The organism is Diaphorobacter oryzae DSM 22780 (genome assembly GCF_059568935.1).
In genome coordinates this window covers 54,520-80,765 of sequence record NZ_JCANUL010000008.1, presented here as the reverse complement: position 1 = coordinate 80,765, position 26,246 = coordinate 54,520, and the positions used below count along the sequence as shown (strand labels likewise).

General features: G+C 64.4%; 34 protein-coding genes. 28 read left to right on the top strand and 6 right to left on the bottom strand.

The features are described from left to right. Positions 1-12 precede the first annotated feature (12 nt). Both BP68_RS13590 and BP68_RS13585 read right to left on the bottom strand, forming a co-directional pair. Positions 13-666, bottom strand: coding sequence for an amino acid ABC transporter permease (locus BP68_RS13590; protein WP_496372620.1), 654 nt, complete (start codon positions 664-666; stop codon positions 13-15). Positions 667-680: 14 nt separating this feature from the next. Continuing rightward, positions 681-1,352: an amino acid ABC transporter permease gene (locus tag BP68_RS13585; protein ID WP_496372618.1), complete on the bottom strand. Its 672-nt coding sequence runs from the start codon at positions 1,350-1,352 to the stop codon at positions 681-683. A 211-nt stretch (positions 1,353-1,563) separates the two neighbouring features. On the opposite strand from BP68_RS13585, the gene BP68_RS13580 reads away from it, so the two are divergent. The 17 genes from BP68_RS13580 (at position 1,564) to BP68_RS13500 (ending at position 10,659) form a co-directional block, all read left to right on the top strand. Beyond that, complete coding sequence (locus BP68_RS13580) at positions 1,564-2,640, top strand: LacI family DNA-binding transcriptional regulator (protein WP_496372616.1); 1,077 nt, start codon at positions 1,564-1,566, stop codon at positions 2,638-2,640. A 165-nt stretch (positions 2,641-2,805) separates the two neighbouring features. After that, entirely contained in the window at positions 2,806-3,045 is a 240-nt protein-coding gene (locus BP68_RS13575; protein ID WP_496372614.1) for a hypothetical protein, read from the top strand. Positions 3,046-3,058: 13 nt separating this feature from the next. After that, on the top strand, positions 3,059-3,268 hold the full coding sequence (locus BP68_RS13570) for an oxidoreductase-like domain-containing protein (protein ID WP_496372612.1): 210 nt from the start codon (positions 3,059-3,061) through the stop codon (positions 3,266-3,268). 352 nt (positions 3,269-3,620) lie between these two features. Then, entirely contained in the window at positions 3,621-3,911 is a 291-nt protein-coding gene (locus BP68_RS13565; RefSeq protein WP_496372610.1) for a hypothetical protein, read from the top strand. 86 nt (positions 3,912-3,997) lie between these two features. Then, the gene (locus BP68_RS13560; RefSeq protein ID WP_496372608.1) at positions 3,998-4,408 is read left to right on the top strand and encodes a hypothetical protein; all 411 of its coding nucleotides are present in this window, start codon (positions 3,998-4,000) and stop codon (positions 4,406-4,408) included. Between the two features lie 143 nt (positions 4,409-4,551). Then, a complete protein-coding gene (locus BP68_RS13555; RefSeq protein WP_496372606.1) occupies positions 4,552-4,860 on the top strand; it encodes a hypothetical protein in 309 nt (102 codons plus the stop codon). 98 nt (positions 4,861-4,958) lie between these two features. Beyond that, on the top strand, positions 4,959-5,249 hold the full coding sequence (locus BP68_RS13550) for a DUF1010 domain-containing protein (RefSeq protein ID WP_496372604.1): 291 nt from the start codon (positions 4,959-4,961) through the stop codon (positions 5,247-5,249). Between the two features lie 35 nt (positions 5,250-5,284). After that, positions 5,285-5,869: a hypothetical protein gene (locus BP68_RS13545; protein WP_496372602.1), complete on the top strand. Its 585-nt coding sequence runs from the start codon at positions 5,285-5,287 to the stop codon at positions 5,867-5,869. Between the two features lie 68 nt (positions 5,870-5,937). Continuing rightward, positions 5,938-6,213: a hypothetical protein gene (locus BP68_RS13540; RefSeq protein WP_496372600.1), complete on the top strand. Its 276-nt coding sequence runs from the start codon at positions 5,938-5,940 to the stop codon at positions 6,211-6,213. 80 nt (positions 6,214-6,293) lie between these two features. Continuing rightward, a complete protein-coding gene (locus tag BP68_RS13535; protein ID WP_496372598.1) occupies positions 6,294-7,253 on the top strand; it encodes a hypothetical protein in 960 nt (319 codons plus the stop codon). A 242-nt stretch (positions 7,254-7,495) separates the two neighbouring features. Further along, positions 7,496-7,612: a DUF1010 domain-containing protein gene (locus BP68_RS13530; RefSeq protein WP_496372596.1), complete on the top strand. Its 117-nt coding sequence runs from the start codon at positions 7,496-7,498 to the stop codon at positions 7,610-7,612. A gap of 19 nt (positions 7,613-7,631) precedes the next feature. Continuing rightward, positions 7,632-8,189: a hypothetical protein gene (locus BP68_RS13525; protein ID WP_496372594.1), complete on the top strand. Its 558-nt coding sequence runs from the start codon at positions 7,632-7,634 to the stop codon at positions 8,187-8,189. 3 nt (positions 8,190-8,192) lie between these two features. Continuing rightward, entirely contained in the window at positions 8,193-8,285 is a 93-nt protein-coding gene (locus BP68_RS13520) for a DUF1010 domain-containing protein (RefSeq protein WP_496372746.1), read from the top strand. Between the two features lie 173 nt (positions 8,286-8,458). Continuing rightward, the gene (locus tag BP68_RS13515; protein ID WP_496372592.1) at positions 8,459-8,797 is read left to right on the top strand and encodes a hypothetical protein; all 339 of its coding nucleotides are present in this window, start codon (positions 8,459-8,461) and stop codon (positions 8,795-8,797) included. Between the two features lie 153 nt (positions 8,798-8,950). Then, complete coding sequence (locus BP68_RS13510) at positions 8,951-9,451, top strand: ASCH domain-containing protein (protein WP_496372590.1); 501 nt, start codon at positions 8,951-8,953, stop codon at positions 9,449-9,451. A gap of 47 nt (positions 9,452-9,498) precedes the next feature. Continuing rightward, positions 9,499-9,951 carry a carboxymuconolactone decarboxylase family protein gene (locus BP68_RS13505; RefSeq protein ID WP_496372588.1) on the top strand — a complete coding sequence of 151 codons (453 nt, stop codon included), beginning with the start codon at positions 9,499-9,501 and terminating at the stop codon, positions 9,949-9,951. A gap of 246 nt (positions 9,952-10,197) precedes the next feature. Beyond that, complete coding sequence (locus BP68_RS13500) at positions 10,198-10,659, top strand: GNAT family N-acetyltransferase (RefSeq protein WP_496372586.1); 462 nt, start codon at positions 10,198-10,200, stop codon at positions 10,657-10,659. A 61-nt stretch (positions 10,660-10,720) separates the two neighbouring features. Here BP68_RS13500 and BP68_RS13495 read toward each other — a convergent pair whose 3' ends face one another. Next, positions 10,721-11,638: a LysR family transcriptional regulator gene (locus BP68_RS13495; protein ID WP_496372584.1), complete on the bottom strand. Its 918-nt coding sequence runs from the start codon at positions 11,636-11,638 to the stop codon at positions 10,721-10,723. A 215-nt stretch (positions 11,639-11,853) separates the two neighbouring features. Here BP68_RS13495 and BP68_RS13490 point away from each other — a divergent pair, with 215 nt between their 5' ends. Then, entirely contained in the window at positions 11,854-13,560 is a 1,707-nt protein-coding gene (locus BP68_RS13490) for a thiamine pyrophosphate-binding protein (protein WP_496372582.1), read from the top strand. 109 nt (positions 13,561-13,669) lie between these two features. On the opposite strand, the gene gshA is transcribed toward BP68_RS13490, so the two are convergent. Both gshA and BP68_RS13480 read right to left on the bottom strand, forming a co-directional pair. Continuing rightward, positions 13,670-15,202, bottom strand: a complete 1,533-nt coding sequence (gene gshA / locus BP68_RS13485) for a glutamate--cysteine ligase (RefSeq protein WP_496372580.1) — start codon at positions 15,200-15,202, stop codon at positions 13,670-13,672. A gap of 127 nt (positions 15,203-15,329) precedes the next feature. After that, a complete protein-coding gene (locus tag BP68_RS13480; protein WP_496372578.1) occupies positions 15,330-16,241 on the bottom strand; it encodes an SDR family NAD(P)-dependent oxidoreductase in 912 nt (303 codons plus the stop codon). 647 nt (positions 16,242-16,888) lie between these two features. Between BP68_RS13480 and BP68_RS13475 the strand changes: the two genes are divergently transcribed. From BP68_RS13475 to tolA, 9 genes are all read left to right on the top strand, one after another. After that, positions 16,889-17,185 carry a 2Fe-2S iron-sulfur cluster-binding protein gene (locus BP68_RS13475; RefSeq protein WP_496372576.1) on the top strand — a complete coding sequence of 99 codons (297 nt, stop codon included), beginning with the start codon at positions 16,889-16,891 and terminating at the stop codon, positions 17,183-17,185. A 263-nt stretch (positions 17,186-17,448) separates the two neighbouring features. After that, positions 17,449-18,570, top strand: a complete 1,122-nt coding sequence (gene ribBA / locus BP68_RS13470; RefSeq protein ID WP_496372574.1) for a bifunctional 3,4-dihydroxy-2-butanone-4-phosphate synthase/GTP cyclohydrolase II — start codon at positions 17,449-17,451, stop codon at positions 18,568-18,570. Positions 18,571-18,573: 3 nt separating this feature from the next. After that, positions 18,574-19,038, top strand: coding sequence for a 6,7-dimethyl-8-ribityllumazine synthase (gene ribH, locus BP68_RS13465; protein WP_496372572.1), 465 nt, complete (start codon positions 18,574-18,576; stop codon positions 19,036-19,038). Next, positions 19,035-19,583: a transcription antitermination factor NusB gene (gene nusB, locus BP68_RS13460; RefSeq protein WP_496372570.1), complete on the top strand. Its 549-nt coding sequence runs from the start codon at positions 19,035-19,037 to the stop codon at positions 19,581-19,583. The genes ribH and nusB overlap by 4 nt, the downstream gene beginning before the upstream one ends. A 97-nt stretch (positions 19,584-19,680) precedes the next feature. Continuing rightward, positions 19,681-20,865, top strand: a complete 1,185-nt coding sequence (locus BP68_RS13455; protein ID WP_496372568.1) for a pyridoxal phosphate-dependent aminotransferase — start codon at positions 19,681-19,683, stop codon at positions 20,863-20,865. A gap of 10 nt (positions 20,866-20,875) precedes the next feature. Continuing rightward, the gene (locus BP68_RS13450; RefSeq protein WP_496372566.1) at positions 20,876-21,301 is read left to right on the top strand and encodes a YbgC/FadM family acyl-CoA thioesterase; all 426 of its coding nucleotides are present in this window, start codon (positions 20,876-20,878) and stop codon (positions 21,299-21,301) included. Beyond that, positions 21,298-21,999 carry a protein TolQ gene (gene tolQ, locus BP68_RS13445; protein WP_496372564.1) on the top strand — a complete coding sequence of 234 codons (702 nt, stop codon included), beginning with the start codon at positions 21,298-21,300 and terminating at the stop codon, positions 21,997-21,999. The genes BP68_RS13450 and tolQ overlap by 4 nt, the downstream gene beginning before the upstream one ends. Before the next feature lie 18 nt (positions 22,000-22,017). Then, on the top strand, positions 22,018-22,443 hold the full coding sequence (locus BP68_RS13440) for an ExbD/TolR family protein (RefSeq protein WP_496372562.1): 426 nt from the start codon (positions 22,018-22,020) through the stop codon (positions 22,441-22,443). Between the two features lie 21 nt (positions 22,444-22,464). Beyond that, complete coding sequence (tolA, locus tag BP68_RS13435; RefSeq protein WP_496372560.1) at positions 22,465-23,424, top strand: cell envelope integrity protein TolA; 960 nt, start codon at positions 22,465-22,467, stop codon at positions 23,422-23,424. Positions 23,425-23,554: 130 nt separating this feature from the next. Here the strand turns inward: tolA and BP68_RS13430 are convergent, their stop codons facing one another. Further along, positions 23,555-24,886, bottom strand: a complete 1,332-nt coding sequence (locus BP68_RS13430) for an MFS transporter (RefSeq protein ID WP_496372558.1) — start codon at positions 24,884-24,886, stop codon at positions 23,555-23,557. 310 nt (positions 24,887-25,196) lie between these two features. Here BP68_RS13430 and cyoA point away from each other — a divergent pair, with 310 nt between their 5' ends. Further along, complete coding sequence (gene cyoA, locus BP68_RS13425; protein WP_496372556.1) at positions 25,197-26,243, top strand: ubiquinol oxidase subunit II; 1,047 nt, start codon at positions 25,197-25,199, stop codon at positions 26,241-26,243. Positions 26,244-26,246 lie beyond the last annotated feature (3 nt).

Below are 26,246 nucleotides of genomic sequence, written 5' to 3'. Positions count from 1 at the left end.
GGCGAAACGGCCTCAGCGCGCGGTGGCGCTGGCTTGCCGCCTTTCCAGCCGGCCTGCCCACAGCGACAGCGGCCAGCACAGGATGAAGTACAGCGCGCCCACCACACCGAAGACGATCAGCGGCTGGAAGGTGGCGTTGTTGATGATCTGGCCCGCGCGGGTGATCTCGGTGAAGCCGATGATGGCCGCCAGCGACGTGCCCTTCACGATCTGCACCAGATAACCCACCGTGGGCGCGACGGCGATGCGCATGGCCTGCGGCAAGATGATGCCGCGCATGCGCCAGTAGTAGTTCAGGCTCAGCGCCTGGGCCGCCTCCCATTGCCCGCGCGGCACGGCCTCGATGCAGCCGCGCCAGATCTCGCCGAGGAAGGCCCCGCTGTTGAGCGTGAGCGCCACCGCGGCCGCGATCCATGGGTTGACCTCCAGCCCCAGCACGGGCGCGCCAAAGAACACCAGGAACAGCTGCAGCAGCAGCGGCGTACCCTGGAAGATGCGGGTGAACAGCGTGGCGACGAAGCGCGCGGCCGCGTTGCCGGACGTGCGGGCCAGGGCCACGAGCAACCCCACCACGGAGCCGCCCGCAAACGCCATGACCGACAGGGCGATCGTCCACCGCGCGGCCTCGACGATGAACAGCAGTTCGGACCAGCCGAAAGTACGCATGGTTCAGATTCCTTTCAGCGGCGGTCGGGGTAGTTCAGCCAGCGCTGGTACACCAGCCTGAACAGCCCGGAAAACAGCAGCGACAGCAGCAGATAGATGACCGCGACGACGATGTACACCTCGAAGCTGCGGAAGGTTTCGGACTGGATGTTGGCCGCCACGGAGGTCAGGTCGTCCGCCGAGATCACCGACACCACGGCCGAACTCAGCATGAGCAGGATGAACTGGCTGGTGAGCGCCGGGTAGATGGTCTTGAGCGCCGGCTTGAGCACCACGAAGCGGAAGATCTCCCAGTGTTTGAGGTTCAGCGCCTGCGCCGCCTCGATCTGCCCGCGCGGAATGGCCTCGATGCCGGCGCGGATGATCTCCGTGGCATACGCCCCCAGGTTCACCACCATGGCCACCAGCGCCGCCGTATAAGGCGACCAGCGCAGCCCCACGGCCGGCAGCGCAAAGAAGAAAAAGAACAACTGCACCAGAAAGGGCGTGTTGCGGATCAGCTCGATGTAGGCGTTGATGAACCAGCGCAGCGGCGCCGGCCCCGAGGTCTTGCCCCAGGCGCCAAACACGGCCACCACCAGCCCCAGCACGGTCGCCGTGAGCGACAGCTGGATCGTCACCCACGTGCCGTGCAGCAGCGTGGGCCAGGCGGCAAAGACGGGGTCGAACTGAAACTGATAGGTCATGTTGACGGGCAATGAAACCGGTTTCATGATTCTAAGCCCGATCACAGCGCCTAGCGAGTACGGGATTGCCCGGATGCCGGCACAACGGTGCCCGGCCTGTGCTGCCGCACCCCATATCGCGCCCTTACCGGCAGCGCCCCACGGCCGCCCCAAGCGGCTACATTGCAAAGCCCACCCCACTCGCACACCGCCCGCAGCCACTTTTGCCCCCATGTCCCAGCCCCTGCCGCCCCGCCCGCCCACACGCCAGCGCGCCACCATCAACGACGTGGCGCGCGCCGCCGGCGTGTCCAAGGCCACCGTCTCGCGCTACGTGAACGGGGGCGACACCCTGCTGGCAGCGGACACCGCCGCGCGCGTCGCCCAGGCGATGGAGCAGCTCGGCTACCACCCCAGCCCCATGGCGCAGTCGCTCAAGCATGGCCGCACGCGCCTCATCGGCCTGGCCGTGGCCGACATCACCAACCCCTTCTCGGTCGCGGTGATGCAGGGCGCCGAACGCGCCTGCCAGGAGGCCGGCTACCTGCTGGTGCTGTTCAACCTGGGCAACGAGGCCGAGCGCGAACGCGGCGTGCTGCATGCGCTGCAGACCTCGCAGCTCGACGGCCTGATCCTCAACCGCGCCACCACCACCGGGCGGCTGCGCCAGCACGCGTTGGACGCGGGCAAACCCATCGTGCTGGTGGACCGCCGCCAGGAGGGGCTGGAGGCCGACTTCATCAGCGTGGATAACCGCGGCGCCATGAACCTGCTGCTGGACCACCTGGCCAGCCACGGCTGGCGCCAGTTTCTGCTGGTGAGCGAGCCCACGGCGGACATCAGCTCGCGCATGGCGCGCCGCCAGGCGTTCTACGACTGGCTGGGACGGCAGCCACCGGGGCCAGAGCGCTGCACAGGCACGCACATCGAAATGCACCGCGAGGCCGACGCCATCTGCCGCGAACAGCTGGCGCACTGGCACCAGCAAGTACGCCAGCACGGCGGCGCGCCCGCCCTGGTGGCCGGCAACGCCGTCGCCACCCTGTTTGCCGCCAGCGCCGCGCGCGAATACGGCTGGGAGCTGGGGCGCGACATGGGCTTTGCCGCCATTGACGAGACCGAGTGGACCGCCCTCATCGGCCCGGGCCTGACCACGGTGGCACAGCCCACGGACCAGCTCGGGCGCGAGGCCGTGCGCTGCCTGCTGGAACGGCTGTCGGGCAACGACGAACCCGCCAGGCAGATCGAGCTGCCAGGGCAGCTCATCGTGCGCGGCTCATCAATCCACGGGCCAAAACATCAAAAATAATAGCGCTTTGCGCAATCCACATATGGCCTAAACGCCAAAAACACCCAAAAAACAGCCACCAAGCCCACGCACTGCACCTGCACAGGCCAGCCGACCACGGCCAGTGCCCATCGCCCCCCCAAGCCGCCCCCCCCGCCACTAAAGCCGGCAAAGCCACCGGGGATAATGGCCGCCATGCCCTCCCCCAACGAATCGTCCCGGCGCAAACAGGAATCCGAACTGCTGCTCAAGGGCGCCATCTGCGCGCTCATCGGCGCCATCATCCTGCTGGCCCCCTACGTGGCCCGCTCGCCCGACGTGCGCGACATCATGCGCCAGGCCTACCTGCCCGGCTGGTTCGCGCTGGTGCTGGGCTGCGCCTTCCTGGCGCGCTACGGCCTCGCCCGCTGGCGCAGCCGGCGCTGAAACACGCGCCCCCATGCTTGAAGCCACCCGCCAACGCTTCGCCACCCTGCAGGCCGAAGCCGACCGCGTGGGCATGGCCCTGCGCCCACCTCCACCCGAACCCACGAGTTGCTGCGGTCGGGGGTGTAACGGATGCGTGTGGGAAGGGTTCTATGCGGCTGCGCAGTGGTGGTGCGAGGACGCACAAGAGGCGCTGAACGGCGCGCTGGCCGACAAGGCCTGAAAGACGCCACCCAGGCGTCACCGCTGGGCTGGCTCCATGGAAAAGCGCCAAAGGCCGCCAGCCGCGCCATTGCACACCCCCGCGGCACGAAGAACCGCTCAGGGCGCAGCAGACCCAAGCGCCTGCCTCAGTTTCAATCACCACCCTGATCCGGCAACCGAGCAGCGCGACGCTGGCAGGCGGCTGGAATGGCTGCCGATGCGCGCATTCGGAAGACCTTCCATCCGCAAAATTTTAGGTTTGGCTAAATGGTGACGGGATGGCGCTTTCCAGTAGATGTGACAGGTCGTATTGCACTATCCGACATTCCTCCCTACGATGCGCGTCGTCTAATCCTAGTTAGAACAAGAACATGAGAAACGCATTTGGATACTTGCTGCTAGGCGTGGCCTTGGTCGTCATAGCCATGAATTGGCTGTGCGTTTTGGCGACCATCAAAAACAGAAAAAATGGCTTGACCAAAAATCACTCACAGGTTCCTCTGGTTCCAGAAACACTAATCGCTCTTGCTGCATTTATGCCTTTACCATTCAATAAATGGTATTTATTACTTCCGTTGGCAATACACTGCGGAACTTGGATTCTTCCTCAAAGCCTTTTCTATCTATTTCGAGAAATATTTTATGGAGAGCGTACGAAATGAATTATTCTTCTAACTCATCATTCCAGCGGACTGCCTTCGGCAGCCGCTGAACTCAAACGTTAGCTTTCACGGAGTCGACCAGTCAGATGAGCTGCATTCTTCGAATATCAGGCGAATCATTGGACGTAGATGCGTTGCTCTCTGAAGTGCCCTTAGTTCCGCATCGGAAGTGGAAGAAGGGCGAGGCCCGAGTATTTAAAAATCAGGTACAGCTCGACAGCGGAGCGAACTTCGTAGTGAGCGAAGCCGATATGGATGAGTTTCCTCGCCAGGAGAGCGATGCCACTGAATTCCTGGAATTGAACAGCAACTTGGTAGCCAAAATAGCAAGGTTTCCTGGCGTCAAAGAGGTGGTTTTCGATTTCGGCGTTTCATTACGCGAAGGAAACATAGCTCAGTTCTGCCGCTTGTCGCCAAGGCTCATTCAGCTTGCCGCATCCGCTCGCATAGGGCTTGAGATTTCCCACTACGCGGTTAGCGACAATGATGAAAGCTAACCCATCCTTCAAGCGGACGCCTAACGGCGCCGCTTAAGTCAAACGTTAGGCCTCTCTTGCCGACGCTGGTTGCTGCTTACCTGGCGATGTACATCGCCTTCTGCGTGTGGGCACACAGTGAGGAACTGCGGTCTCCGCATTCCATGTCCGTCGTTGCCATCGCAGAGCTTTGCGGCGAGATCGCGATCCTCATCGCCGCGTTGTCCTACTGGTTCCCGTCGCTACGTGAGCTACCAGTGGCATTGCTGCTAGCCCTGTATGTCGGTGGTTGCGCTTCCTTTGTTACTCACGCCGTCCTGTCGGGCCGCAAGAACATCAGCGATCCAGCTCTGTCCTCTAAGGGCAAGCTATTTGTCATCCTCTCCGGTGCAACTCTGGGCATAGTCATCACCGCGCCACTTCTATACTGGGGTTGGCAATCCGTTTTGCGGTCAACGTATGCCGAGGCCTAACCATTCGCTGCACCCGAAGCGCTACAGCGGGCTTCGCCCGCTTCCGCACTCGGGTGAGCTCAAACGTTAGCACCACTGAAAACCAATTTATTTAGCCCATGTTTATTCAAACGGCATTCAATTTCTCAAGCGTTGGGCAGCGCTGGGTTTGCCGTTTCTCCGGGCTTCGCCTGCTGGCATTGCGTCGTTTTCCAGCCATTTTGGCTTCCAGCCCTTGCGTAGCAAGCGCAAGCAGCTATTGTTTTGGTAGTACTGCGCAGCCTCGGTGGCGCAGTGCTTTTTCGCAGTTCGTGCCCGTCGCCAAACCATGGCTACCCGTTTTGGCTTCTGGCTCTAACATTTCGGTCAAGCCGACCCGCCTTCGGCGGTCGGCTTACCTCGCCCGTTAGCTACCTTTTTGCGCAACGCTTTTGGCTTCGAGAATATGAAAAAAGAAACAAAGAAAGTGAAAGTAACGAGAAATGTCTATGAACATGGTTACCTTGCCTCGATAGCCATCAATCAACTGAATAACGCAAAAAAAGAACAAGATGGCCATAAGTTCAGATGGATTATTCCCTCAATGGCATTTTCCGTATTTCGTGTGGAAGCCTTGTGCAACATCTATGGCAGCCATCTTTTTCCCCACTGGGATCATTTTGAGTCAACATCTTTTATTGGCAAAATCGCAATGATCTCGGAGTTCCTAAAGGTCAAGGTGGATTTTTCTATTGAACCTTGGCAAACACTCAACAAAATGAAAAGCTTCAGAAACACGCTCGCACACGCCAAGCCTCAAAAAGCAACTGCAACGCATGAGGTTCCTGAAGATTACCCTGAAAGACTTTTGCCATTTCCGGAAGAGAAAAAAACAATACTATCTTACTCATCAATCAAAAATTCTGAACGGTTTGATGAAGTGGCTGATGAATTGGAAATGATATGGATGAATAATTCGCGAGTACTTGGGTTTAGTGTAGATACTTCCGGGCGCCCGGAATATGAAGTAGTCGCTAAAGAACCGAAGTAGCTAACAGCTCATCCCAGCGGACGCGCTAAAGCGCGCCGCTGAATTCAAACGTTAGAGTTCAGGTCATCATGGGACTTCGCCAAGAATTTCGCTTCAAATTCCAGTCGCCGGATGAGGTGCGGGAGTTTCTTCACGGGCTAGGTGGTGTCACGCCGCTGGAGAAGCGTACGGACGACTTCTTCGTGTTTTCGCAGTCTTCCGGTAGGCCAGAGTTCACGTTCGACTGTGAACTCACAACTGATGGACTTCGATCCGACAGGGTAGGCGAGTACTTCGCCTTTCTCGGTATCTTCGTTGAGTCATTGTCGGGCCACTTTGGCGCCGTTACGGTAGTGGACGCATGAGGTCTAACCCGTCGCTCAAGTGGACGTGCCTTCGGCACGCCGCTTACCTTCAACGTTAGAGGCCCTTGGGAAAGAAAGTGATGGAGCGTGTATTTTATTCTTGGCAGTCGGACAGCCCGGGCAACACAAATAGGAACTTAATATCTGCAGCCCTTGAAAAAGCTGCCGAAGAACTGAGAAACGACGAAACAATCACAATTGAGCCTGTAATTGATCGAGACACATTGGGTTTGGGCGGCTCGCCCGATATTACTCAGGCTATTTTTTCTAAAATCGACTCCGCTTCAGTCTTCGTGTGCGACGTATCAATAATTGACCCGACGGCAAAGAAGCCAGCCCCCAACCCGAATGTTCTTTTAGAGCTTGGTTACGCAATCAAAACTCTTGGCTGGGAGCGTATTGTAATGGTCATGAATACGGAGTTTGGAGGGCCGGCCGAGCTTCCATTCGACCTCCGGTCACGCCGGATCACAACTTACGCAGTTGCAGAAGATGCAGAAGAAAAAGCCCCAGCAAGGAATTCCTTGAAGAAAACTTTAGTTGCAGCTCTCAAGCTAATTCACGAGGGCCACAATTTTCAATCTCGCAGATCAGTCGTTACGGATTCATCAGGCATATGCGCCCTAGATCTGAAGCTATTTGAAGATTTTAAGAAGACCTTACCATCTAATGGAAGCATCCGATTCATAGATGAGCAAAATATGGCTGGCTTTTCTTGGCCGTTAGAAAAAATCAGGGATCTTGAAAGTTTCTACCAAGAATGGGGTGATGCTGAGCACGAATTCATTGACAACGAACTAGAGCAAATCAGAAGCGATCTTTACAGGTTAGTTGGTGACTATTTGGGCCAAATCGCCACCAATACTTTTCCCGCCAATAACCCAGATAGGCAAACGGTTCCGCCTGAGTGGGAGGAGATAAACCCCAAAAAATTCTTCGAGGTCGTAAACAAACTTCATGAAACCGCTGGCGCTATCGTTAAATTGCATCAAGATCTGGTTCGCGTAGGCCGGAGAAAGCTCAGCGCAGCGGGCCTCTAACAAGTCAATGCAGCGGACGCCGTACCCGCGCCGCTGATTTCCCACGTTAGGTTGAAAATTTGAGAATTTCTTTTTTATGAAAAAAATAGGTCCAAAAGACAATGAGTCAAACCAAGTCAATCCAAACAAAGGAACTGACGGGACAAATAAACAATATGACCAAGTTCATGGAAACAGGGGGAAGCAGTTGAATCCAAACAACAAACCCTCTTGCTCAACCTGCGGAAGTACAGAACTTCGCGATGGTTCATATTCTGGCTACAGCTGCGTCAAGTGCTACACAGCATTTAGCTAAATTCCCATCTAACCCGTCGCTCAAGCCGACCCGCATACTGCGGGCGGCTTACCTAGTCCGTTAGGCTTTTTCGGAGTTCACACGTGAAATTTAGAGAATACGCAGACGATAAGCATCAACAGCAAGCCAAAGAATTCATCATGGAGCTTGGCAAGTTCGTACTTGCATTTGAGCGCGTTTGTGATGCGATGAGGTTCTTAATCATGTTTATGCTGCGCTCCCAGGGCCTGAAGAACCAGGGTATGGAGCAGGTCATCGTTGGAGACAAAGCCTCGGCGGATCTACAGGTCCTTCTTGGAGCAATCTATTGCGAACTACCCAACCAAGACGAAAAGGACAGAAAAGGTGTGAAGGACGTTCTTAAAGAGTTCAAAGAAATCACGGAAAAAAGAAACGTTCTTCTTCATTCATCTTGGAACGTTGGCAACGAGGCTGCTGACCAGGAACTTTTTGCTGCGACAGTCCGATTCCGGGCCAAGCAAAACCAGGGGGCCGGCACAGAAGTTCATGGCATTTCAGCCTCCGAGGTTCGCGCCCTTTCCGATAAATTGAAGCGTGTACAGGTTTTACTTCAACGCCTGCAGTACTGCGTTATGCAAAATGGCTTCAAGGTTGAGGTTGAGTTATCAAAGCCAATATGAGGACTGCTCATTGCATGGCTACCCGTTTTAGCTTCTGGCTCTAACATTTCGGTCAAGCCGACCCGCATTCTGCGGTCGGCTTACCTCGCCCGTTAGAAATTATGATTCGCACCTGTGATTGCAAATTAATCGACAAGCGCTGTTTTCCAGTGATATTTCTGCGTTTTACTGCTTAATCCCATTACCACCAAACGACATTACCGGCTGGTGCAATAACAAAGACAACCCGCATACTGCAGCCAGCCTACCTACCTAACCCCTAAATTGCGATGACACCAGCAGAACGAGAGCAGTGGCATTTAAAGAAAACTGCGGAGTTTCGCATCGGATTGCGATTCTTCATTTTACTTATACTCCCGTTTTTCTTCATTTTTTTAGGGATTGTCTCTGTCGCGCCGTCCTATCTTTGGCTCTATGGCATTGCGTTGGGTTTAGGAGCCCTTGTCTTTTCTACTGCCCGATTGATTCGAACGCCACCGGGCACGTTAATGCCTCAGGACACAAATCGCGCCAGCCGCCCATCGGTTCGACAGCACTACGTGGTGTGCATCATTGGCAGCATTTTCATCGTGCTCATCTGCGCATGGTCTGGCTATGTTGCGCTCTAGCCAGTCGTTCCGGCGGATCACATTCGGCGACTGCTGAAATCAACCGATAGACGACCCTATCAAAGAACGTTGGCGGATAACAAATTCGCATCCTTTCCATAAGCGGCCATATGATCGCCCGGGATGCTGCAGTTAAACCAAGTACCAAAAACAATGTCGATTCCAGAAAAACACCTCCCCTACTGGAAGGCATTCACTCAGGCCACTGGCGAGCCGGACGATTCCCGCTTCTGCGAGGCCTTTGCCTTTGGCGACAGCCCGGAGCTGGCAAGCGAGCTGGCAGACCTTGTTCTCCGCGGCATCAAGCACGCAACAGCGACCTCGCTGTGGACGTTTGAAGCACAGGGAACGCCGCTGTCACAACCGGGCGACCTTTGCATCGTCACCGACTGGGAAGGGGCCCCACTTTGCGTTATCGAGACCCAGGAAGTCGCCGTGGTACCGTTCTCCCAGGTAAGCCCCGAGTTTGCAGCCGCCGAGGGCGAGGGCGATGGCTCCCTGGCCTTCTGGCGGGAGGGTCACACGCAGTATTTCAACAGGGAGTGCGCACGCCTGGGCACGACCTTCACGGAGTCGATGCCCGTCGTCTGCGAGCGGTTCCGTGTGCTTTACACGGGCGGTGCGGCCTCACCAGCCAATCCCGCGTCATTCTGAATCCCGCCAATCACCGCCAATACCTGCGGTGCAAAACAGGACATCTCATGACTGAAAGATTGAATCTCGGAAAGTCCACGCCGGCCTTGTATCAGGCCGTCATTGAAATGGACCGGCTTGCCTCGGACGCCTTGACCCATGCAGGTATTGCCATCGGCTTTTCGCATCTCTTGCGCCTGCGCGCATCCCAGATCAATCAATGCGCCTTCTGCGTCAGACTGCATGCCCGCGATGCACTTGCCACCGGGGAGTCTGCCGATCGCGTGGCCGTTCTTTCTGCATGGAAAGAGACGGAATACTTCAGCGCCAAAGAGCGTGCCGCGCTGGAGCTTGTGGAGGCCATCACACTGATCGCTGACGGCCAAGTGCCTGATGCGGTCTACGCGCAGGCCTCAGCCAGCCTTTCCAAAGAAGAACTGTCGGCCGTTGAATGGCTTGCCATTGTCATCAACACATGGAACCGCATCGCCATCTCCAGCCGCTATCCCGTCAAGGCATAGGCGTGATCAGAGAATCGCTCGATCCGCTGCAGCCTAGCGGCACAGATTGATCCAGACACGGGTCGTACGCGGGGAGTTTGGGCTATGCCTACCCAGAGCGCCATTGACCATTTCACGGAACGCCTTTGCAAACCCGCCAATAACCCGTCGGGCTACTACAGCCAATCCCTCTCACCGCCCGAGGCCATTCCATGCGCACGGGCGGGCGCCTCACCGCTTTTCGAGCAGCGACTTCTCCACAGCCCCATGGCCTTCACCTTCCACGCCTTTTCCGACATTCCCACCGCCAGCTGGATGGCGTTGCTCAACCACCCGGACGTGGTGCGCCACATGCCGCTGACCGAAGGGCGCTGGACAGAGGCCGCCATTGCCCGCTGGGCCCAGGCCAAGGACGCGCAGTGGTCGGAGGCGGGCTATGGCCCGTGGGCCATCCGCATCGATGGCCGGTTTGCCGGCTGGGGCGGGTTCCAGAAGGAAGGCGATGAGGCCGACCTGGCCTTGGTGCTGCTGCCGGAGTTCTGGGGGCACGGGGCCGGGATTGTTCGCGGCCTGATGGCCCGCAGGGCCGAACTGGGCATTGGCCCGGTCAGCCTTCTGCTGCCGCCCAGCCGCTCCCGCACCCGTGGCCTGGCCAGACTGGGCTTCGCCCCTGCGGGCGAGCTGGATTACGAAGGCCGGCGCTTTCTGAAGTTCCGCCGGGCCGCGTGAGCACGCGGCACGCCCGGCACGCCTGTCGCCCCTGCGCCGGGCGCCCGCGCAGCGCACCCCGTCAGAGCGGATGACCGGCAGCCGCCCGCGGCCCGGCCACTTCCTGCATCCACTGCCGGAACGCCTTGACCCCGGCGGCCTCGGCCCGCGCCAGCGGCACCACCAGGTAGTACGCGTCGGTGCTGGTCAGCACCCCACCGGGCAGTTCCACCAGGGCGCCGCTGGCCAGCTCCTGCTCCATCAAGAAGCGCGGCAGCAGGGCCACGCCCAGGCCGGAGATGGCGGCCTGGGCGATCATGGCGAACTGCTCGAAGCGCGGGCCGCGCAGGGCCTGGGGCGCGGGCACGCCCTCCTGCTCGAACCAGTCGGCCCACAGCATGGGGCGGGTGGTCTGGTGCAGCAGGGTCAGGCGGGCCACGTCAGCGGCGGTTTCGATGCTGTGGCGGGTGCGCAGCGCGGGGCTGCACACGGGCACCACCTCCTCGTGCATGAGGTAGTCGCACACGGCGCCGGCCCAGTGGGGCGCGCCGTAGTGGATGGCGGCGTCAAAGGGCTCCTGGGCAAAGTCGAAGGGCTCGCCCCGGGCGGAAAGGTTCACCGTGAGCTGCGGGTGCAGCGCGGCGAAGGCAGGCAGGCGCGGCACCAGCCAGCGCGCGCCCAGCGTGGGCAGCACGGCCAGGTGCAGCAGGCCACCGCCGTCGGCCAGGGCCATGGCCTTTTGCGTGGCGGCGCCCAGCTGCTGCAGCACGGCGCGCACGTCGGCGGCGTAGAGGCGCCCGGCGTCGGTCAGCACCACGCGCTGGCGTACGCGGGTGAACAGGGCTTGGCCCAGCTGCGCCTCCAGCTGGCGCACCTGGCGCGAGACGGCGCTTTGCGTGAGGTGCAACTCTTCCGCCGCGCGCGAGATGCTGGCGTGGCGCGCGGCGGCCTCGAAGGCCAGCAGGTCGGCCACGGGGGGCAGAAAGAGTTTGCGAAACATGGCGTCAATTCATGCAATAGGGGAATGAACCTGCGGACAAGGTATTGCAAGGCACCTGGCCCTGGCGCTTATGCACAGCGCGTCAGCGGCATGCAGCCCTTGCGCGCATCTTGCCACTTGATGCGTACAGCGCAACAAGTCGTTCCGCTTTTTTGCTATGCAAGCGCGCCCGGCTGGGCGATATTTGCGGTTTCGCCCCTCTTTCCCCGACCGCCATGCCGCACACCACAGCCCCGACCGCCGCCGCCACCCGCACGGGCGGGCAGGTTCTTGTCCAGCAACTCATCGTGCACGGGGTGCAGCAGCTGTTTTGCGTGCCGGGCGAGAGCTATCTGGCCGTGCTGGACGCGCTGCACGACGCCAACATCACCGTGACCGTGTGCCGCCAGGAGGGCGGCGCGGCCATGATGGCCGAGGCGCAGGGCAAGCTCACCGGCCGGCCCGGCATCTGCTTCGTCACGCGCGGCCCGGGCATCACCAACGCGGCGGCCGGCATCCACATCGCGCACCAGGACTCCACGCCGCTCATCGTCTTCGTGGGCCAGGTGGCGCGCGGCGCGCTGGGGCGCGAGGCGTTCCAGGAGATCGACTACGGCGCCGTCTTCGGCACCATGGCCAAGTGGGTGGTGCAGATCGATGACGCGCGGCGCGTGCCCGAGCTGGTCTCGCGCGCGTTCCACGTCGCCACCTCGGGCCGCCCCGGCCCGGTGGTGGTGGCCCTGCCCGAGGACATGCTGACCGACGCCGTGCAGGTGGCGGACGCCCTGCCCTACACCGTGCCCGAGACCTTCCCCGGCGCGCCCGCACTGCAGCAGCTGGCCCAGCGCCTGCAGGCGGCGCGGCAGCCCGTGGTCATCCTGGGCGGCAGCCGCTGGTCCGAGCAGGCGGTGCGCGACATACAGGCCTTTGCCAGCACCTGGCAGCTGCCGGTGTACTGCTCGTTCCGGCGCCAGATGCTGTTTTCGGCCGACCACGCCAGCTACGCGGGCGACCTGGGCCTGGGCGTCAACCCCAAACTGCTGGCACGCATTCGCGCGAGCGACCTGGTGCTGGTGCTGGGCGGGCGGCTGTCGGAGATTCCCTCGCAGGGCTACGAGCTGTTCGGCATTCCCGTGCCCGCCCAGCCCCTGGTGCATGTGCATGCCGACGCCGACGAGCTGGGCCGCCTGTACCGCCCGGCGCAGGCCATCCACGCCACGCCGCAGGCCATGGCCGCCGCGCTGGCCAGCCTGCGGCCCACGGCCGAAGTGCCCTGGGCCGCGCACACGCAGGCGGCGCGCGCCGAATACCTGGCCTGGAGCGACCCGGCACCCATCCGCATTCCCGGCAACCTGCAGATGGGCGCGGTGATGCAGCACCTGCGCGCGGTGCTGCCGGCCGACACCATCTTCTGCAACGGCGCGGGCAACTTCGCCACCTGGGTGCACCGCTTCTGGCCGTTCACCAGTTACGCCAGCCAGCTCGCGCCCACCAGCGGCTCCATGGGCTACGGCCTGCCGGCCGGCGTGGGCGCCAAACGCCTGTGGCCGCAGCGCGAGGTGGTGGTGTTTGCGGGCGATGGCGACTTTCTGATGCACGGCCAGGAGTTCGCCACCGCCGTGCAGTACGGCCTGCCCCTGGTCGTGGTGCTGCTGGACAACGCCATGTACGGCACCATCCGCATGCACCAGGAGCGCGAATACCCCGGCCGCATCAGCGCCACGCAACTCAAGAACCCGGACTTCTGCGCCTACGCCCGGGCCTTCGGCGGCCACGGCGAGCGCGTGGAGCGCACCGAGGACTTCGCCCCCGCCCTGGCCCGCGCCCGCGCCAGCGGCCTGCCCGCCGTGCTGCACTGCCTGATCGACCCGCAGGCCATCACGCCGACGGGCACGCTGGACGGCATCCGCAGCGCGGCGCTGACACGGCTGGCCGCCGCCTGAGCGCGGTGCGGCAACCGGCGCGCCCGGTCGCGCGCGCCCGATTCACATCAAAAATGAGAGCTGTTTGCGCAATACCATCAAGCGCTGCAGCCCTAAAACACCCTAAACCTCAGCCCAACTGCTCCACGGCCATGAAGCGCTCGCGCCAGGCCTCGAACGGCAGGGTGTCCGCCGCCTCGATGGCCTTTTGCTCGGCCAGGGACTGCGCGGCCAGCGCCTGGTAGCGCGCCTGCTGCGCCTCGCTCCAGGGGCGCGCCATCAGCACGTCGCGGGCCGAGCGGGAATGCGCCAGCGCGAAGGCGGTGAAGTCGTTGCCCCACTGCTGCTGCAGCTCGGCCAGCACGCGCGCCGACGGCGTGGTCTGCGGCGCCGCCAGCGTGGCGCGCGCGTGGGCCAGCGCCTGGGCATAGGCATCGCCGCCATGGGCCGCGTCCAGCGCGGCGGCGATGGGCGCGCACTCGGCCAGCACCTCGCCGCCCCATTCGGTGAGCGGCACACTCTGGCCGCGGCGCATCAGGCGCAGGCCGGCCTCGCGGCCGCGCTCGGCCGCCAGGTGCTGGTTGTCCTTCAATTCGGCGATCTCGGCCGGCGTGTCGGGCGGGCTGTCGGACAGCAGGCAGTGCAGCAGGAACACGTCGAGCAGGCGCATGGTCTCGGCCGTGATGCCCACGGGCACGAACGGGTCCAGGTCCATGAGGCGCACCTCGACATATTCCACGCCGCGCTCGCGCAGCGCGTGCAGCGGGCGTTCGCCGCTGTGCACGGTGCGCTTGGGGCGGATGGTGCCGTAGAACTCGTTTTCGATCTGCAGCAGGCTGGTGCCCAGCTGGTTGTACTCGCCACCGAGGTTGCGCACGCCGATGGCCTCGTAGGCCGGATACGGGCGCGTCAGTGCCTCATAGAGCGAATCGGCATAGCCCTGCAGGCCGTTGTAGCTCACGGCCAGGGTGGCCTGCGCGTCGCTCTGGTAGCCCAGACGGCCCATGCGCAGCGAGGTGGCGTGCGGCAGGTACAGCGCATGCTTGCCATCGCCCAGCGGCTGCAGGCTGTGCTGGCGCCCCTCCACGAAGCAGGGGCACAGCGCGGGCGAGGCGCCGAACAGGTACAGCAGCACGAAGGCATGCCGGCGGAAGTTGCGGATCAGCGCAAAGTACTCGTCGCTGCCCACGCCGGGCAGCGACCAGTTGTAGTGGATGCCCGAGATGGTCTGCATGCGCCGCCCGTAGCGGTGGCCCAGGCCCATGCGGTACACGCTCTTGGCGCGGCCGGAGTTGGACGAGCCGTAACGCCCCAGCGGAATGGTCTCGTCCGTGGGCAGCATGCAGGGCATGCTGGACACCCAGAGCATCTCGCCGCCCGGCTGCTGCTGCAGCACGCGGTGCACGAACTGGTGGATCTCGGTCAGCTCGTCCTGGCAACCCTGCACCGTGCCCTGGGCACTGGTGATGAGCTCGATCTGCGACTCGCTGTAGTCCGTGGTGATGGAGGGGTGCGTGAGGGCCGCGCCCAGCGCCACCGGATGGGGGGTGAGCGCCAGCCCGCCCGTGGGCAGGACGCGCAGCCCTTCCTTCTCGATGCCGCGGCGCATGCCCGTCAGCCGCTCTGCCTGCAGTGCAGCGACTCGCTGTTGCAATGTGCTCATTGTGGTTCCAACTTTTCGGTGGGGGCGGAACTTAGCATGCCCCGCTGCCGGCTGCCTGACGCCAGGTCAAGCGCCAGCGGCACGCCAGGGAACTGTGTCCCCGGGCGCCGCCGGCTCGCCGCTTGCGTTATGCGCGGGCGGCCGCCATGGCCTTGCCCACCTCGTGCGTGCCCTGGGCGGCGCCGCTGTGCGGCACCTGCTCGCCCGCGCGGTCCAGCACCTCGGCCAGGCGCGCGGCCAGCTGCTCGGGCACGTCGACGCCGCTACCCAGGTGGATGCCCTGGGTCAGCGTGATGTGCGCCGCCTCGAACGCGCCCGCGCCCGCGCACAGGATGGCGCGCGTGGGCGCGCTCTCGTGCGCCAGCACCAGCATGGCGGGCACCACGGCCTCGGGCTTGAGGGCGTCGAGCACTTCCTGCGGCATCAGGCCTTCGGTCATGCGCGTGGCGGCCGTGGGCGCCAGCGCGTTCACGTGGATGCCGTGCTTGGCGCCCTCGATGGCCAGCGTCTGCATCAGCCCCACCTGGGCCAGCTTGGCCGCGCCGTAGTTGGCCTGGCCGAAGTTGCCGTACAGGCCCGTGGACGAGGTGGTCATGACGATGCGGCCGTAGTTCTGGGCCTGCATGTGCGGCCACACGGCCTTGCAGCAGTAGGCCGCGCCCATCAGGTGCACCTGCACCACCAGGGCGAAGTCCGCCATGTCCATCTTGGCGAAGGACTTGTCGCGCAGGATGCCGGCGTTGTTCACCAGAATGTCCACGCGGCCCCAGGCCTCCACGGCCTGCTGCACCATGGCCTGCACGACGGCGAAGTCGGTCACCGAGGCGCCGTTGGCCAGCGCCTCGCCGCCCGCGGCGCGGATCTCGTCCACCACCGCCTGCGCGGCCGTCACGGAGCCGCCGCTGCCGTCCACCGCGCCCCCCAGGTCGTTGACCAGCACCTTGGCGCCGCGCGCGGCCAGCGCCAGCGCATGCTGGCGGCCCAGGCCGCCGCCCGCACCCGTCACGATGGCCACGCGGCCTTGGAAGTCGAGGGACATGGGGTGAATCTCCTGTGGTGTGAATCGTTGGAACATGGCGCGGGCAGCACTGGCACCCCGCAAAAACAATAGCTGCCCGCGCTCGCGCATCAGGCGCTGGCGGCCCATTTTGCTCGAAATCCAGCCAGCCCCGCCCTGCAATGCACCTGCACGGCCCGGCACCCATGCTGGGAGCAGCGGCACGCGGGTTGGCAGCGGGTTATCCCGGCCAGCACTGGACAAACATGTGGACAACCTGGAACAAGCCCTGTATGACAATGCCAAGTGATTGATTCATAAAGACTTTCGTTGTCGCGCTGATTTTTTAGGCAGAAAAAGCACGGGTTATCCCGGATCGCACTGGACAAACATGTGGATAACCCTGAACAAGCCCTGTATGACAGCGCCAAGTAATTGATTCACAAGGATTTACCTTGTGCTGATGCTTTTTTAGGCAGCGTGCGAACGGCTTATCCCGCCCGGCATTGGACAATCATGGGGATAACTTTGGACAAATGCTGTATGACTGTCCTAAGTGCTTGATTTGCAAGGAATCGCCCTGCGCTGCCTTTTTTTTAGGCAACCCCGCCTTCCGGCGTCTACTATCAATTCAATAGCTATATGCGCTTGATGGACAAGCGCCAAGGCCTTATTTCACTGAAACCGACATGAACGCATCCAGCCCCCCACCCTTCTTCATCGCCCGCGTGGGCGACGACGGCACGCAATGCGATGCCTGGCCCGAGCAGCCGCTGCTGCTGTCGCTGGAGCAAGGCGGCATCGACTGGCCCAGCTCCTGCCGCAACGGCACCTGCCGCACCTGCATCGGCATGCTGGCCGAGGGCGAGGTGCGCTACGCCGTGGACTGGCCCGGCCTCTCGCCCGAGGAACGGGCCGAGGGCTGCGTGCTGCCCTGCGTGGCCTATCCGCTGGGCGACGTGAAGCTGGAGGCGCCGGGCATCTGAGCCCGCCCCACCCACGGGCGAGGCGGCCAAGCACCGCCCAGCGGAAAACGCAAACCCGGCGCCGCTTTTCCCCACCCCCGGCGAATCTTCGGGCGCCGGCGCAGACAGGGCCTGCCCGCTCGACTAAAATTCGCCGCTTCGGGACCGCGCGTCCCTCACCCGTGCGGCCCGGCCGCATCGCCTGTTCTTTGGGGGCATGTCCCATGCCCGCCCGCCGGGGAACGCGCGCTGCCCCGGGCGCATGGCCTACCCGAAAGCCCTGCATGACCTCCCCCCTCACGCCTGCGCCGATCTCGCCCGTCCAGGACATCGTGGCCGAGTTGCGCGCCGGTCGCATCGTGATCCTCGTCGATGAGGAGGACCGCGAGAACGAAGGCGACCTGGTGATCGCCGCCGATCATGTAACGCCCGAATCCATCAACTTCATGGCGCGCTTCGGCCGCGGCCTGATCTGCCTGACCCTGTCGCGCGAGCGCTGCGAACGCCTGCAGCTGCCCCCCATGGTGGCGCGCAACGGCACCAAGATGGGCACGGCCTTCACCGTCTCCATCGAGGCGGCCGAGGGCGTGACCACCGGCATCTCGGCCGGCGACCGCGCCCGCACCGTGCAGGCCGCCGTGGCGCCCAACGCCCAGGCCAGCGACCTGGTGCAGCCCGGCCACATCTTCCCGCTGCAGGCCGTGGACGGCGGCGTGCTCATGCGCGCGGGCCACACCGAGGCCGGCTGCGACCTGGCCGCCATGGCCGGCTGCAGCCCCGCCGCCGTGATCTGCGAGGTGATGAAGGACGACGGCACCATGGCCCGCCTGCCCGACCTGCAGCTCTTCGCGGCCGAGCACGGCCTGAAGATCGGCACCATCGCCGACCTCATCGAATACCGCAGCCGCACCGAGTCGCTGGTGCAAAAGGTGGGCACGCGCACACTGCAGACCGCGTTCGGCGAATTCACCGCCCACGCCTTCCGCGACGAGCCCAGCCAGGCCGTGCACCTGGCGCTGGTCAAGGGCGCGTGGAGCGCTTCGGACAGCGTGCCGGTGCGCGTGCACGAGCCGCTGTCGGTGCTGGACCTGCTGGAAGTGAACCGCTCCATGCACTCGTGGAGCCTGGACGCCAGCCTGCAATACATCGACCGCCACGGCCAGGGCGTGGCGGTGCTGCTCAACTGCGGCGAATCGGCCTCCCAGCTGCTGGAGCAGTTCGAGGGCAAGGCCCGCGCGGCCCAGGCCCCCGAGCGCGGCCGCATGGACCTGCGCACCTACGGCGTGGGCGCCCAGATCCTGCGCGAAGTGGGCGTGGCCCGCATGCAGCTCATGGGCCAGCCGCGCCGCATGCCCAGCATGGTGGGCTACGGACTCGAAATCACCGGATACATCTCCAAGGACTAAGACATGTTTGGCGCAGACAAGGGAACGGCGGACAAGCTCGACGGCAGGAAGCTGCACATCGGCATCGTGCAGGCCCGCTTCAACGAAAACATCACCAACACCCTCGCGGCCGCCTGCCGCGCCGAGCTGCTCCAGCTCGGCGTGCAGGACAAGCACATCCACCATGTGCTCGTGCCCGGCGCCCTGGAAGTGCCCGTGGCGCTGCAGGCCATGGCCGAGCGCGACGAGTTCGACGCGCTGATCGCGCTGGGCTGCATCATCCGCGGCGAGACCTACCACTTCGAGCTGGTGGCCAACGAATCGGGCGCCGGCGTCACGCGCATCGCGCTGGACTACCAGGTGCCGATCGCCAACGCCATCATCACCACCGAGGACCTGGACCAAGCCATCGCCCGCCAGACCGAAAAGGGCGTGGACGCTGCCCGCGTGGCCGTGGAAATGGCCAACCTGCTGGAGGAACTGTCTTGAGCGAATCCCCCACGCCCAGCCAGCCGCCGCGCCCGCCCCGCCAGGCGCGCACCGGCACCACCAGCACCGGCGCGCGCAAGGCCGGCTCCAAGTCGGGCCGCAGCCGCGCGCGCGAGTTCGCGCTGCAGGCGCTGTACCAGCACCTGGTGGGCGGCAACGACCCGACCGCCATCGACCTGTTCACGCGCGACCTGTCGGGCTTTCACAAGGCCGACGCCGCCCACTACGACGCGCTGCTGCATGGCTGCATCACCACGGCCCAGTACATGGACGAGCTGATCGCGCCGCAGCTGGACCGCAAGATGGGCGAGATCTCGCCCATCGAGCATGCGGTGATGTGGATCGGCGTGTACGAGTTCCAGCACTGCCAGGACGTGCCCTGGCGCGTGGTCATCAACGAGTGCATCGAACTGGCCAAGGAGTTCGGCGGCACCGACGGCCACAAGTACGTCAACGGCGTGCTCAACGGCCTGGCACCGCATCTGCGCGCCGACGAAGTGGCGGCCGACAAGACCGCCCGCACCCCCGACGGCGCAGGCGGCTGACGCCGCCCTCCCCCGTGCTGCGCGTGCGGCCCGCCCGCCCGCCAGCACCCACCGCAAGGCCCGCCCCGGCGGGCCGGCAAGTACCCGGACACCCCCCATGAAGTTCTCCACCCGCGCCGAGCGCATCGAACCCTTTTATGTGATGGAAGTGGCCAAGGCCGCCCAGGCCATGGCGCGCGAGGTGGCCGGCAGCCGCGAGCCGATGATCTTCCTGAACATCGGCGAGCCCGACTTCACCGCCCCGCCCCTGGTGCAGGAGGCGGCCGACCGCGCCGTGCGCGGCGGCATCACGCAGTACACCAACGCCCTGGGACTGGAGGCGCTGCGCGAGCGCATCAGCGGCTGGTACGCGACGCGCTTTGGCGTCGACGTGCCGGCGCGGCGCATCGTGGTCACGGCCGGCGCCTCGGCCGCGCTGCAGCTGGCCTGCCTGGCGCTGATCGACACCGGCGACGAGATCCTGATGCCCGACCCCAGCTACCCCTGCAACCGCCACTTCGTGAGCGCTGCCGAGGGCAAGGCCGTGCTGATTCCCACCACCGCCGAGGAGCGCTTCCAGCTCAGCGCCGCCAAGGTGGAGGCCGCCTGGGGCGCCAAGACGCGCGGCGTGCTGCTGGCATCGCCGTCCAACCCCACGGGCACGTCGATCGCGCCCGAGGAGCTGCGCCGCATCCACCAGGTGGTGCAGGCCCGCGGCGGCCTCACCATCATCGACGAGATCTACCTGGGCCTGTCGTATGACGATGCCTTCGGCCAGACGGCGCTGGCGATCGACGACAACGTCATCAGCATCAACAGCTTCAGCAAGTACTTCAACATGACGGGCTGGCGCCTAGGCTGGATGGTGGTGCCCGACGCCATGGTGCCCGTGGTCGAGCGCCTGGCGCAGAACCTGTTCATCTGCGCCAGCACGGTGTCGCAGCACGCGGCGCTGGCCTGCTTCGAGGCCGAGAGCATCGCCGAGTACGAGCGCCGCCGCGCGGAGTTCAAGGCGCGGCGCGATTACTTCATCCCCGCGCTGGAGGCGCTGGGCCTCTCGGTGCCGGTGCGGCCCGACGGCGCGTTCTACGCCTGGGCCGACTGCACGCAGGCGGCCGAGCGGCTCGGTGTGACGGGCAGCTGGGACTTCGCGTTCGAGCTGATGCGCCGCGCGCACCTGGCCATCACGCCAGGGCGCGACTTCGGCACCTTTGATACGCAGCGCTTCGTGCGCTTTTCCACCGCCAACTCGATGGCGCAGCTGCAGGAGTCGGTGGCGCGCCTGCAGCGCCTGATCGGCTGAGGCGCGGCGCATGGCTTTCGAGTGGCCCCTGCGCATCTACTGGGAGGACACGGATGCCGGCGGCATCGTGTTCTACGCCAACTACCTCAAGTTCTTCGAGCGCGCCCGCACCGAGTGGCTGCGCTCGCTGGACCTGGGTCAGCAGCGGCTGCGGGAACTCACGGGCGGCATGTTTGTCGTAACCGATGCGCGCCTGCGCTACCTGCGCCCCGCACGGCTGGACGATGCACTGATTGTTACCGCCACGCTGCGTGAAGCGGGGCGGGCATCGCTGACAATCGACCAGCAGGCGCTCCTGAAACCAGAGCAGATGACCCCCGCTTCTCTTCCCGCACTGCTGTGCGAAGGCACCATCCGCATCGGTTGGGTGGATGCCGCCACCATGCGCCCTGCCCGCATTCCGGCCTCTCTTTTGGAACGACTCTCCTCATCATGAATTCCCAAGACATGTCCATCATGAGCCTGGTGCTCAATGCCAGCTGGGTGGTGCAGCTGGTCATGCTGCTGCTGCTCGGCGTCTCCGTGGCCAGCTGGGCGGCCATCTTTCGCAAGCTGTTCGCCCTGAAGCGCGTGAAGGCCCTCAACGAGGACTTCGAGCGCGACTTCTGGTCGGGCACCAGCCTGAACGACCTGTACGCCAGCGCCACGCACAACGCCAAGAGCGCCGGCCCCATGGAACGCATCTTCGCCAGCGGCATGCGCGAATACCAGAAGCTGCGCGAGCGCCGCATCAGCGACCCCGGCACCCTGCTCGACGGCGCGCGCCGCGCCATGCGCGCCAGCTTCCAGCGCGAGATGGACGTGGTCGAGTCCAGCCTGTCGTTCCTCGGCTCGGTGGCCTCGGTGTCGCCCTACGTGGGCCTGTTCGGCACGGTGTGGGGCATCATGCACGCCTTCACGGGCTTCGCCGGCATGGAGCAGGTCACGCTGGCCAACGTGGCGCCGGGCATCGCCGAGGCGCTGGTGGCCACCGCCATCGGCCTGTTCGCGGCCATTCCCGCCGTGATCGCCTACAACCGCTTCGCGCGCGACATCGACCGCGTGGCCATTCACCAGGAGACCTTCATCGAGGAGTTCTCCAACATCCTGCAGCGCAACCTGGGCACGCAGCCCGGCTCCGCGTCGGGCCTTTGAGCCGAAGGGAGGCAGCCTATGCCAGCCATGGCCTCGCGCGGCGGATCGCGCCGCCGCTCCATGAACGAAATCAACATGGTGCCCTTCATCGACGTGATGCTGGTGCTGCTCATCATTTTCATGGTGACGGCCCCCATGCTCACGCCCAGCTCGGTGAACGTGCCCTCCGTCGGCAAGGGCACCAAGGTGCCCAAGACGCGCGCCGACGTCATCGTCGACAAGGATGGCAGCGTGCGCTTCAAGGCCGACGGCAATGAGCGCACCGTGCCCCTGGAGCAGCTGGGCGCCACGGCCAGGAACTGGCTCAAGGACCAGCCGGAGGACACCCCCGTGCTCATCAGCGCGGACAAGAACGTCTCTTACGACTCCGTGATGAAAGCCATGTCCGCGCTGCAGGGCGCCGGCGTCGCGCGGGTTGCCCTGGCCGTGAAGAGCGGCAGCTGACGACAAGGAACCCCCTCCCGCATGCACGCGACCAACGACCGCGACCAGTTTGCCCCTCCCCGCCCGCCCGGACGCCTGCGGGCCATCGCCCTGGCGGTGCTCGCGCACGCCGTGCTCGTCGGCGCCCTGACCTGGGGCGTGCAATGGAAGAGCAGCTCCGACCAGCCCGCGGTCGAGGCCGAACTCTGGTCCGCCGTGCCCCAGCAGGCCGCGCCGCGCGCCGTGGAGCCGCCGCCACCACCACCCCCTCCCGCGCCGGAGCCGAAGCCCGCCCCCGCGCCGCCGCCTCCCCCACCACCGCCACGCCAGGTGCAGCCCGACACGCGCGAGGCCGACATCGCCCTGGAACGCGAGAAAAAGCGCCTGGAAGAGCAGAAGAAGAAGCGCGAACTGCAGCTGGCGCAGGAAAAGCGCGAACGCGAGCGCAAGGAAGAGGAACGCCGCGAGCGGCTGGAGCAGGAAAAGAAGGAACGCCTGGCCCAGCAGCAAAAGGAAAAGGCCGAACGCGAGAAAGCCGAGAAGGAAAAGGCCGCCAAGGCCGAGCAGGAAAAGGCCAAGAAGCTCGCCGAGGACAAGCGCCGCAAGGCCGAGGAGGCCCGCGAGGCCAAGGAAGCCAAGGAGCGGCACGAGGCGAATGTGCGCCGCATGCAGGGCCTGGCCGGCGCCACGGGCGGCGAGACGGCCACCGGCACCGCGCTGCGCAGCTCCGGCCCGTCGGGCAGCTATGGCGGCAAGGTGGCGGCCAAGGTGCGCCCGAACATCGTCTACCCCGACGTGGTGACGGGCAACCCGCGGGCCGAGGTCGAGGTGCGCGCCGCGCCCGACGGCACCATCGTCGGCGCGCGCATCACCCAGTCCAGCGGCAACAAGGCCTGGGACGACGCCGTGGTCCGCGCGCTGCAGCGCACCGAGACCCTGCCGCGCGACGTGGACGGCCGCGTGCCCTCGTCGCTGGTCATCGGCTTCCGCCCCAGGGACTGAAGCAAAAAAGAGAGCTGCCCGCGCTTGCCCCATATGGCTTTCAGGCTACTTATTTTCTGAAAGCCTTTGTGGACAAGCGTGAGCAGCTATCAAGTTTGCACGACACCCTGGCCGCGCGACCGGCCCGGCGTCAGCTGCGCTGCTCAATCATGCGGTTGATGCGCAGCGCGCCCAGCGTGCACACCACGCCCGACAGCAGATACAGCGTCACCGCACCCAGGCCGAAGCGCGCCGACAGGCCCAGCGCCACCAGCGGCGCGAAGGCCGCGCCGATGAGCCAGGCCAGGTCGGACGAAAGCGCGGCGCCCGTGTAGCGGTAATGCGCGGAGAAGTTGGCCGTCACCGTGCCCGACGCCTGCCCGTAGGACAGCCCCAGCAGGATGAAGCCCAGCAGCAGGAAGACATTGCCGCCCAGGTCCCCGCCGCCCAGCAGCCAGGGCGTGGCCAGGCTGAAGACGCCGATCAGCGCGGCCATGGAGCCCAGCAGGTTGCGCCGGCCCACGCGGTCGGCCAGCCGGCCCGACACCGCGACCGCGCCCACCGCCAGGAAGGCGCCGAGGATCTGCACGCACAGCACCTCGGTCATGGAGCGCTCGGAGTACAGCGAGATCCACGACAGCGGGAACACCGTCACCACATGGAACAGCGCGAAGCTGGCCAGCGCGGCAAAGGCGCCCAGCACCACGTTGCCGCCCTCGTCGCGCATCACGCGGGCCACGCCCACGGGCGCCAACTCTTTTTCCTCCAGCAGCTCGGCGTAGGACTGGCCCACCACCAGCCGCAGGCGGGCGAACAGCGCCACGACGTTGATGGCGAAGGCCACGCAGAACGGGTAGCGCCAGCCCCAGTCCAGGAACTCGGTGGTGGACAGGCTGCCGTACAGGTATGCGAACAGGCTGGCCGCCAGCACGAAGCCCAGCGGCGCGCCCAGCTGGCCGATCATGGCGTACCAGCCGCGGCGGTCCGGCGGCGCCGCCATGGCCAGCAGCGACGGCAGGCCGTCCCAGGAACCGCCCAGCGCCAGGCCCTGGCCGAAGCGCAGCACCGCCAGGGCCACGATGGCGGCCACGCCGGCCGCCTGGTAGCTGGGCAGGAAGGCCATGCCCACCGTACAGACGCCCAGCACGAACAGCGCCAGCGTGAGCTTGGTTCCGCGCCCCCAGCGCCGCTGCACCGCCATCGAGATGGCCGTGCCGAAGGGCCGCGCGACGAAGGCGATGGCGAAGACGGCGAAGGCCGCCAGGGTGCCGTTCAGGGGCGACAGGAACGGGAACAGCAGTGAGGGAAAGACCAGCACGCAGGCGATTCCGAACACGAAGAAGTCGAAATACTCGGATGAGCGCCCGATGATCACGCCCACGGCGATCTCGCCGGGGGTGACATCCTCGTCCGTATGGGCGCGCGACAGGGAGGCCGCATCCTCATGGCCATAAACGGGGAATGCGATGGAACCGCTACTCATATCCGTGCTCCTTGGCTTAGCTGACACAAGCTCGTTCTACACTCAAGCCCTGCCGTCAACAAGTGCGCTTTCACTGAGGATGGAGAGGGGAAAACCCTGCCGCCGCATCGGCCATCGCCGCAGCCGCCCCACGGCGCGCAACCCGCGCCCGAAGCGCCGCCAAGGCCATTGTTTGACCATGGACAAAATGTCCAATCGACAAACGCGCTAGGCGTATTACATTTGCCCCCGTCCAGTAATTCACGTTTACACCTAAGGTGACGCCGCGTGCGCGCGGCGCCGCCGTGAACGTTTTTGTCACGCCCCTAGCATGCTCAAAATGAAGAAACTCCGCGGGCCCGCCTGGCTCGCCGCGGCACTCGCCGCAGCCAGCCTGGCTGGTTGCAGCAAGGCCGTCGTACTGAACCCCGCGGGCGATATCGCCGCCCAGCAGGGCAACCTGGTGGTCACCGCCACCCTGTTGATGCTGATCATCATCGTGCCGGTGATCATCCTGACGCTCCTGTTCGCCTGGAAATACCGCCAGAGCAACACCGAGGCCGAGTACGACCCGGAATGGCACCACTCCACCTCGCTGGAGCTGGTGATCTGGACGGTCCCGCTGATGATCATCATCGCCCTGGGCGCACTGACCTGGATCGGCACCCACAAGCTCGACCCCTACCGCCCGCTGGACCGCCTGGACGCCCAGCGCGCCCTGCCCGCGGACGTGAAGCCGCTGGAGGTGCAGGTGGTCGCGATGGACTGGAAGTGGCTGTTCTTCTACCCCGAGCAGGGCATCGCCACCGTGAACGAGCTGGCCGCGCCGGTGGACCGCCCCATCCTGTTCAAGCTCACGGCCACGTCCACCATGAACGCCTTCTACGTGCCCGACCTGGCCGGCATGATCTACGCCATGCCCGGCATGCAGACCGAGCTGAATGCGGTGATCAACAAGCCCGGAGTGTTCCACGGCCTGGCCTCGCACTACAGCGGCCCGGGTTTCTCCGGCATGACCTTCAAGTTCCACGGCCTGAGCAATGCCGACTTCGCCCAGTGGGTGGACAAGGCCAAACAGGAGGGCCAGCCGCTGGACAAGGGCACCTACCTGAACCTGGTCAAGCCCAGCGAGCGCGACCCCGTGCAGCGCTTCTCCACCGTGGAAGAAGGCCTGTACAACAAGGTGCTCAACCGCTGCGTGGAAGACGGCCAGATGTGCATGCACGACATGATGGCCATCGACGCACGCGGCGGCGAGGCCTTCCTCAAGGCCTCCGGCCTCACCCTGCCGCAGGACGTCTGCACCGCCGTCAATGCGCCGCAGATCCTCGCCGCGCTGGACGCCCGCGCCACCCCCGAGGCAGCCACCCCACAGTGAGTT

What these genes read in the sequence shown, in the direction of transcription:
- BP68_RS13590 (WP_496372620.1), bottom strand. Translation starts at nt 666, where the DNA reads ATGCGTACTTTCGGCTGGTCCGAACTGCTGTTCATCGTCGAGGCCGCG.
- BP68_RS13585 (WP_496372618.1), bottom strand. Translation starts at nt 1,352, where the DNA reads ATGACCTATCAGTTTCAGTTCGACCCCGTCTTTGCCGCCTGGCCCACG.
- BP68_RS13580 (WP_496372616.1), top strand. Translation starts at nt 1,564, where the DNA reads ATGTCCCAGCCCCTGCCGCCCCGCCCGCCCACACGCCAGCGCGCCACC.
- BP68_RS13575 (WP_496372614.1), top strand. Translation starts at nt 2,806, where the DNA reads ATGGCCGCCATGCCCTCCCCCAACGAATCGTCCCGGCGCAAACAGGAA.
- BP68_RS13570 (WP_496372612.1), top strand. Translation starts at nt 3,059, where the DNA reads ATGCTTGAAGCCACCCGCCAACGCTTCGCCACCCTGCAGGCCGAAGCC.
- BP68_RS13565 (WP_496372610.1), top strand. Translation starts at nt 3,621, where the DNA reads ATGAGAAACGCATTTGGATACTTGCTGCTAGGCGTGGCCTTGGTCGTC.
- BP68_RS13560 (WP_496372608.1), top strand. Translation starts at nt 3,998, where the DNA reads ATGAGCTGCATTCTTCGAATATCAGGCGAATCATTGGACGTAGATGCG.
- BP68_RS13555 (WP_496372606.1), top strand. Translation starts at nt 4,552, where the DNA reads ATGTCCGTCGTTGCCATCGCAGAGCTTTGCGGCGAGATCGCGATCCTC.
- BP68_RS13550 (WP_496372604.1), top strand. Translation starts at nt 4,959, where the DNA reads ATGTTTATTCAAACGGCATTCAATTTCTCAAGCGTTGGGCAGCGCTGG.
- BP68_RS13545 (WP_496372602.1), top strand. Translation starts at nt 5,285, where the DNA reads ATGAAAAAAGAAACAAAGAAAGTGAAAGTAACGAGAAATGTCTATGAA.
- BP68_RS13540 (WP_496372600.1), top strand. Translation starts at nt 5,938, where the DNA reads ATGGGACTTCGCCAAGAATTTCGCTTCAAATTCCAGTCGCCGGATGAG.
- BP68_RS13535 (WP_496372598.1), top strand. Translation starts at nt 6,294, where the DNA reads ATGGAGCGTGTATTTTATTCTTGGCAGTCGGACAGCCCGGGCAACACA.
- BP68_RS13530 (WP_496372596.1), top strand. Translation starts at nt 7,496, where the DNA reads ATGGTTCATATTCTGGCTACAGCTGCGTCAAGTGCTACACAGCATTTA.
- BP68_RS13515 (WP_496372592.1), top strand. Translation starts at nt 8,459, where the DNA reads ATGACACCAGCAGAACGAGAGCAGTGGCATTTAAAGAAAACTGCGGAG.
- BP68_RS13510 (WP_496372590.1), top strand. Translation starts at nt 8,951, where the DNA reads ATGTCGATTCCAGAAAAACACCTCCCCTACTGGAAGGCATTCACTCAG.
- BP68_RS13505 (WP_496372588.1), top strand. Translation starts at nt 9,499, where the DNA reads ATGACTGAAAGATTGAATCTCGGAAAGTCCACGCCGGCCTTGTATCAG.
- BP68_RS13500 (WP_496372586.1), top strand. Translation starts at nt 10,198, where the DNA reads ATGGCCTTCACCTTCCACGCCTTTTCCGACATTCCCACCGCCAGCTGG.
- BP68_RS13495 (WP_496372584.1), bottom strand. Translation starts at nt 11,638, where the DNA reads ATGTTTCGCAAACTCTTTCTGCCCCCCGTGGCCGACCTGCTGGCCTTC.
- BP68_RS13490 (WP_496372582.1), top strand. Translation starts at nt 11,854, where the DNA reads ATGCCGCACACCACAGCCCCGACCGCCGCCGCCACCCGCACGGGCGGG.
- gshA (WP_496372580.1), bottom strand. Translation starts at nt 15,202, where the DNA reads ATGAGCACATTGCAACAGCGAGTCGCTGCACTGCAGGCAGAGCGGCTG.
- BP68_RS13480 (WP_496372578.1), bottom strand. Translation starts at nt 16,241, where the DNA reads ATGTCCCTCGACTTCCAAGGCCGCGTGGCCATCGTGACGGGTGCGGGC.
- BP68_RS13475 (WP_496372576.1), top strand. Translation starts at nt 16,889, where the DNA reads ATGAACGCATCCAGCCCCCCACCCTTCTTCATCGCCCGCGTGGGCGAC.
- ribBA (WP_496372574.1), top strand. Translation starts at nt 17,449, where the DNA reads ATGACCTCCCCCCTCACGCCTGCGCCGATCTCGCCCGTCCAGGACATC.
- ribH (WP_496372572.1), top strand. Translation starts at nt 18,574, where the DNA reads ATGTTTGGCGCAGACAAGGGAACGGCGGACAAGCTCGACGGCAGGAAG.
- BP68_RS13455 (WP_496372568.1), top strand. Translation starts at nt 19,681, where the DNA reads ATGAAGTTCTCCACCCGCGCCGAGCGCATCGAACCCTTTTATGTGATG.
- BP68_RS13450 (WP_496372566.1), top strand. Translation starts at nt 20,876, where the DNA reads ATGGCTTTCGAGTGGCCCCTGCGCATCTACTGGGAGGACACGGATGCC.
- tolQ (WP_496372564.1), top strand. Translation starts at nt 21,298, where the DNA reads ATGAATTCCCAAGACATGTCCATCATGAGCCTGGTGCTCAATGCCAGC.
- BP68_RS13440 (WP_496372562.1), top strand. Translation starts at nt 22,018, where the DNA reads ATGCCAGCCATGGCCTCGCGCGGCGGATCGCGCCGCCGCTCCATGAAC.
- tolA (WP_496372560.1), top strand. Translation starts at nt 22,465, where the DNA reads ATGCACGCGACCAACGACCGCGACCAGTTTGCCCCTCCCCGCCCGCCC.
- BP68_RS13430 (WP_496372558.1), bottom strand. Translation starts at nt 24,886, where the DNA reads ATGAGTAGCGGTTCCATCGCATTCCCCGTTTATGGCCATGAGGATGCG.
- cyoA (WP_496372556.1), top strand. Translation starts at nt 25,197, where the DNA reads ATGCTCAAAATGAAGAAACTCCGCGGGCCCGCCTGGCTCGCCGCGGCA.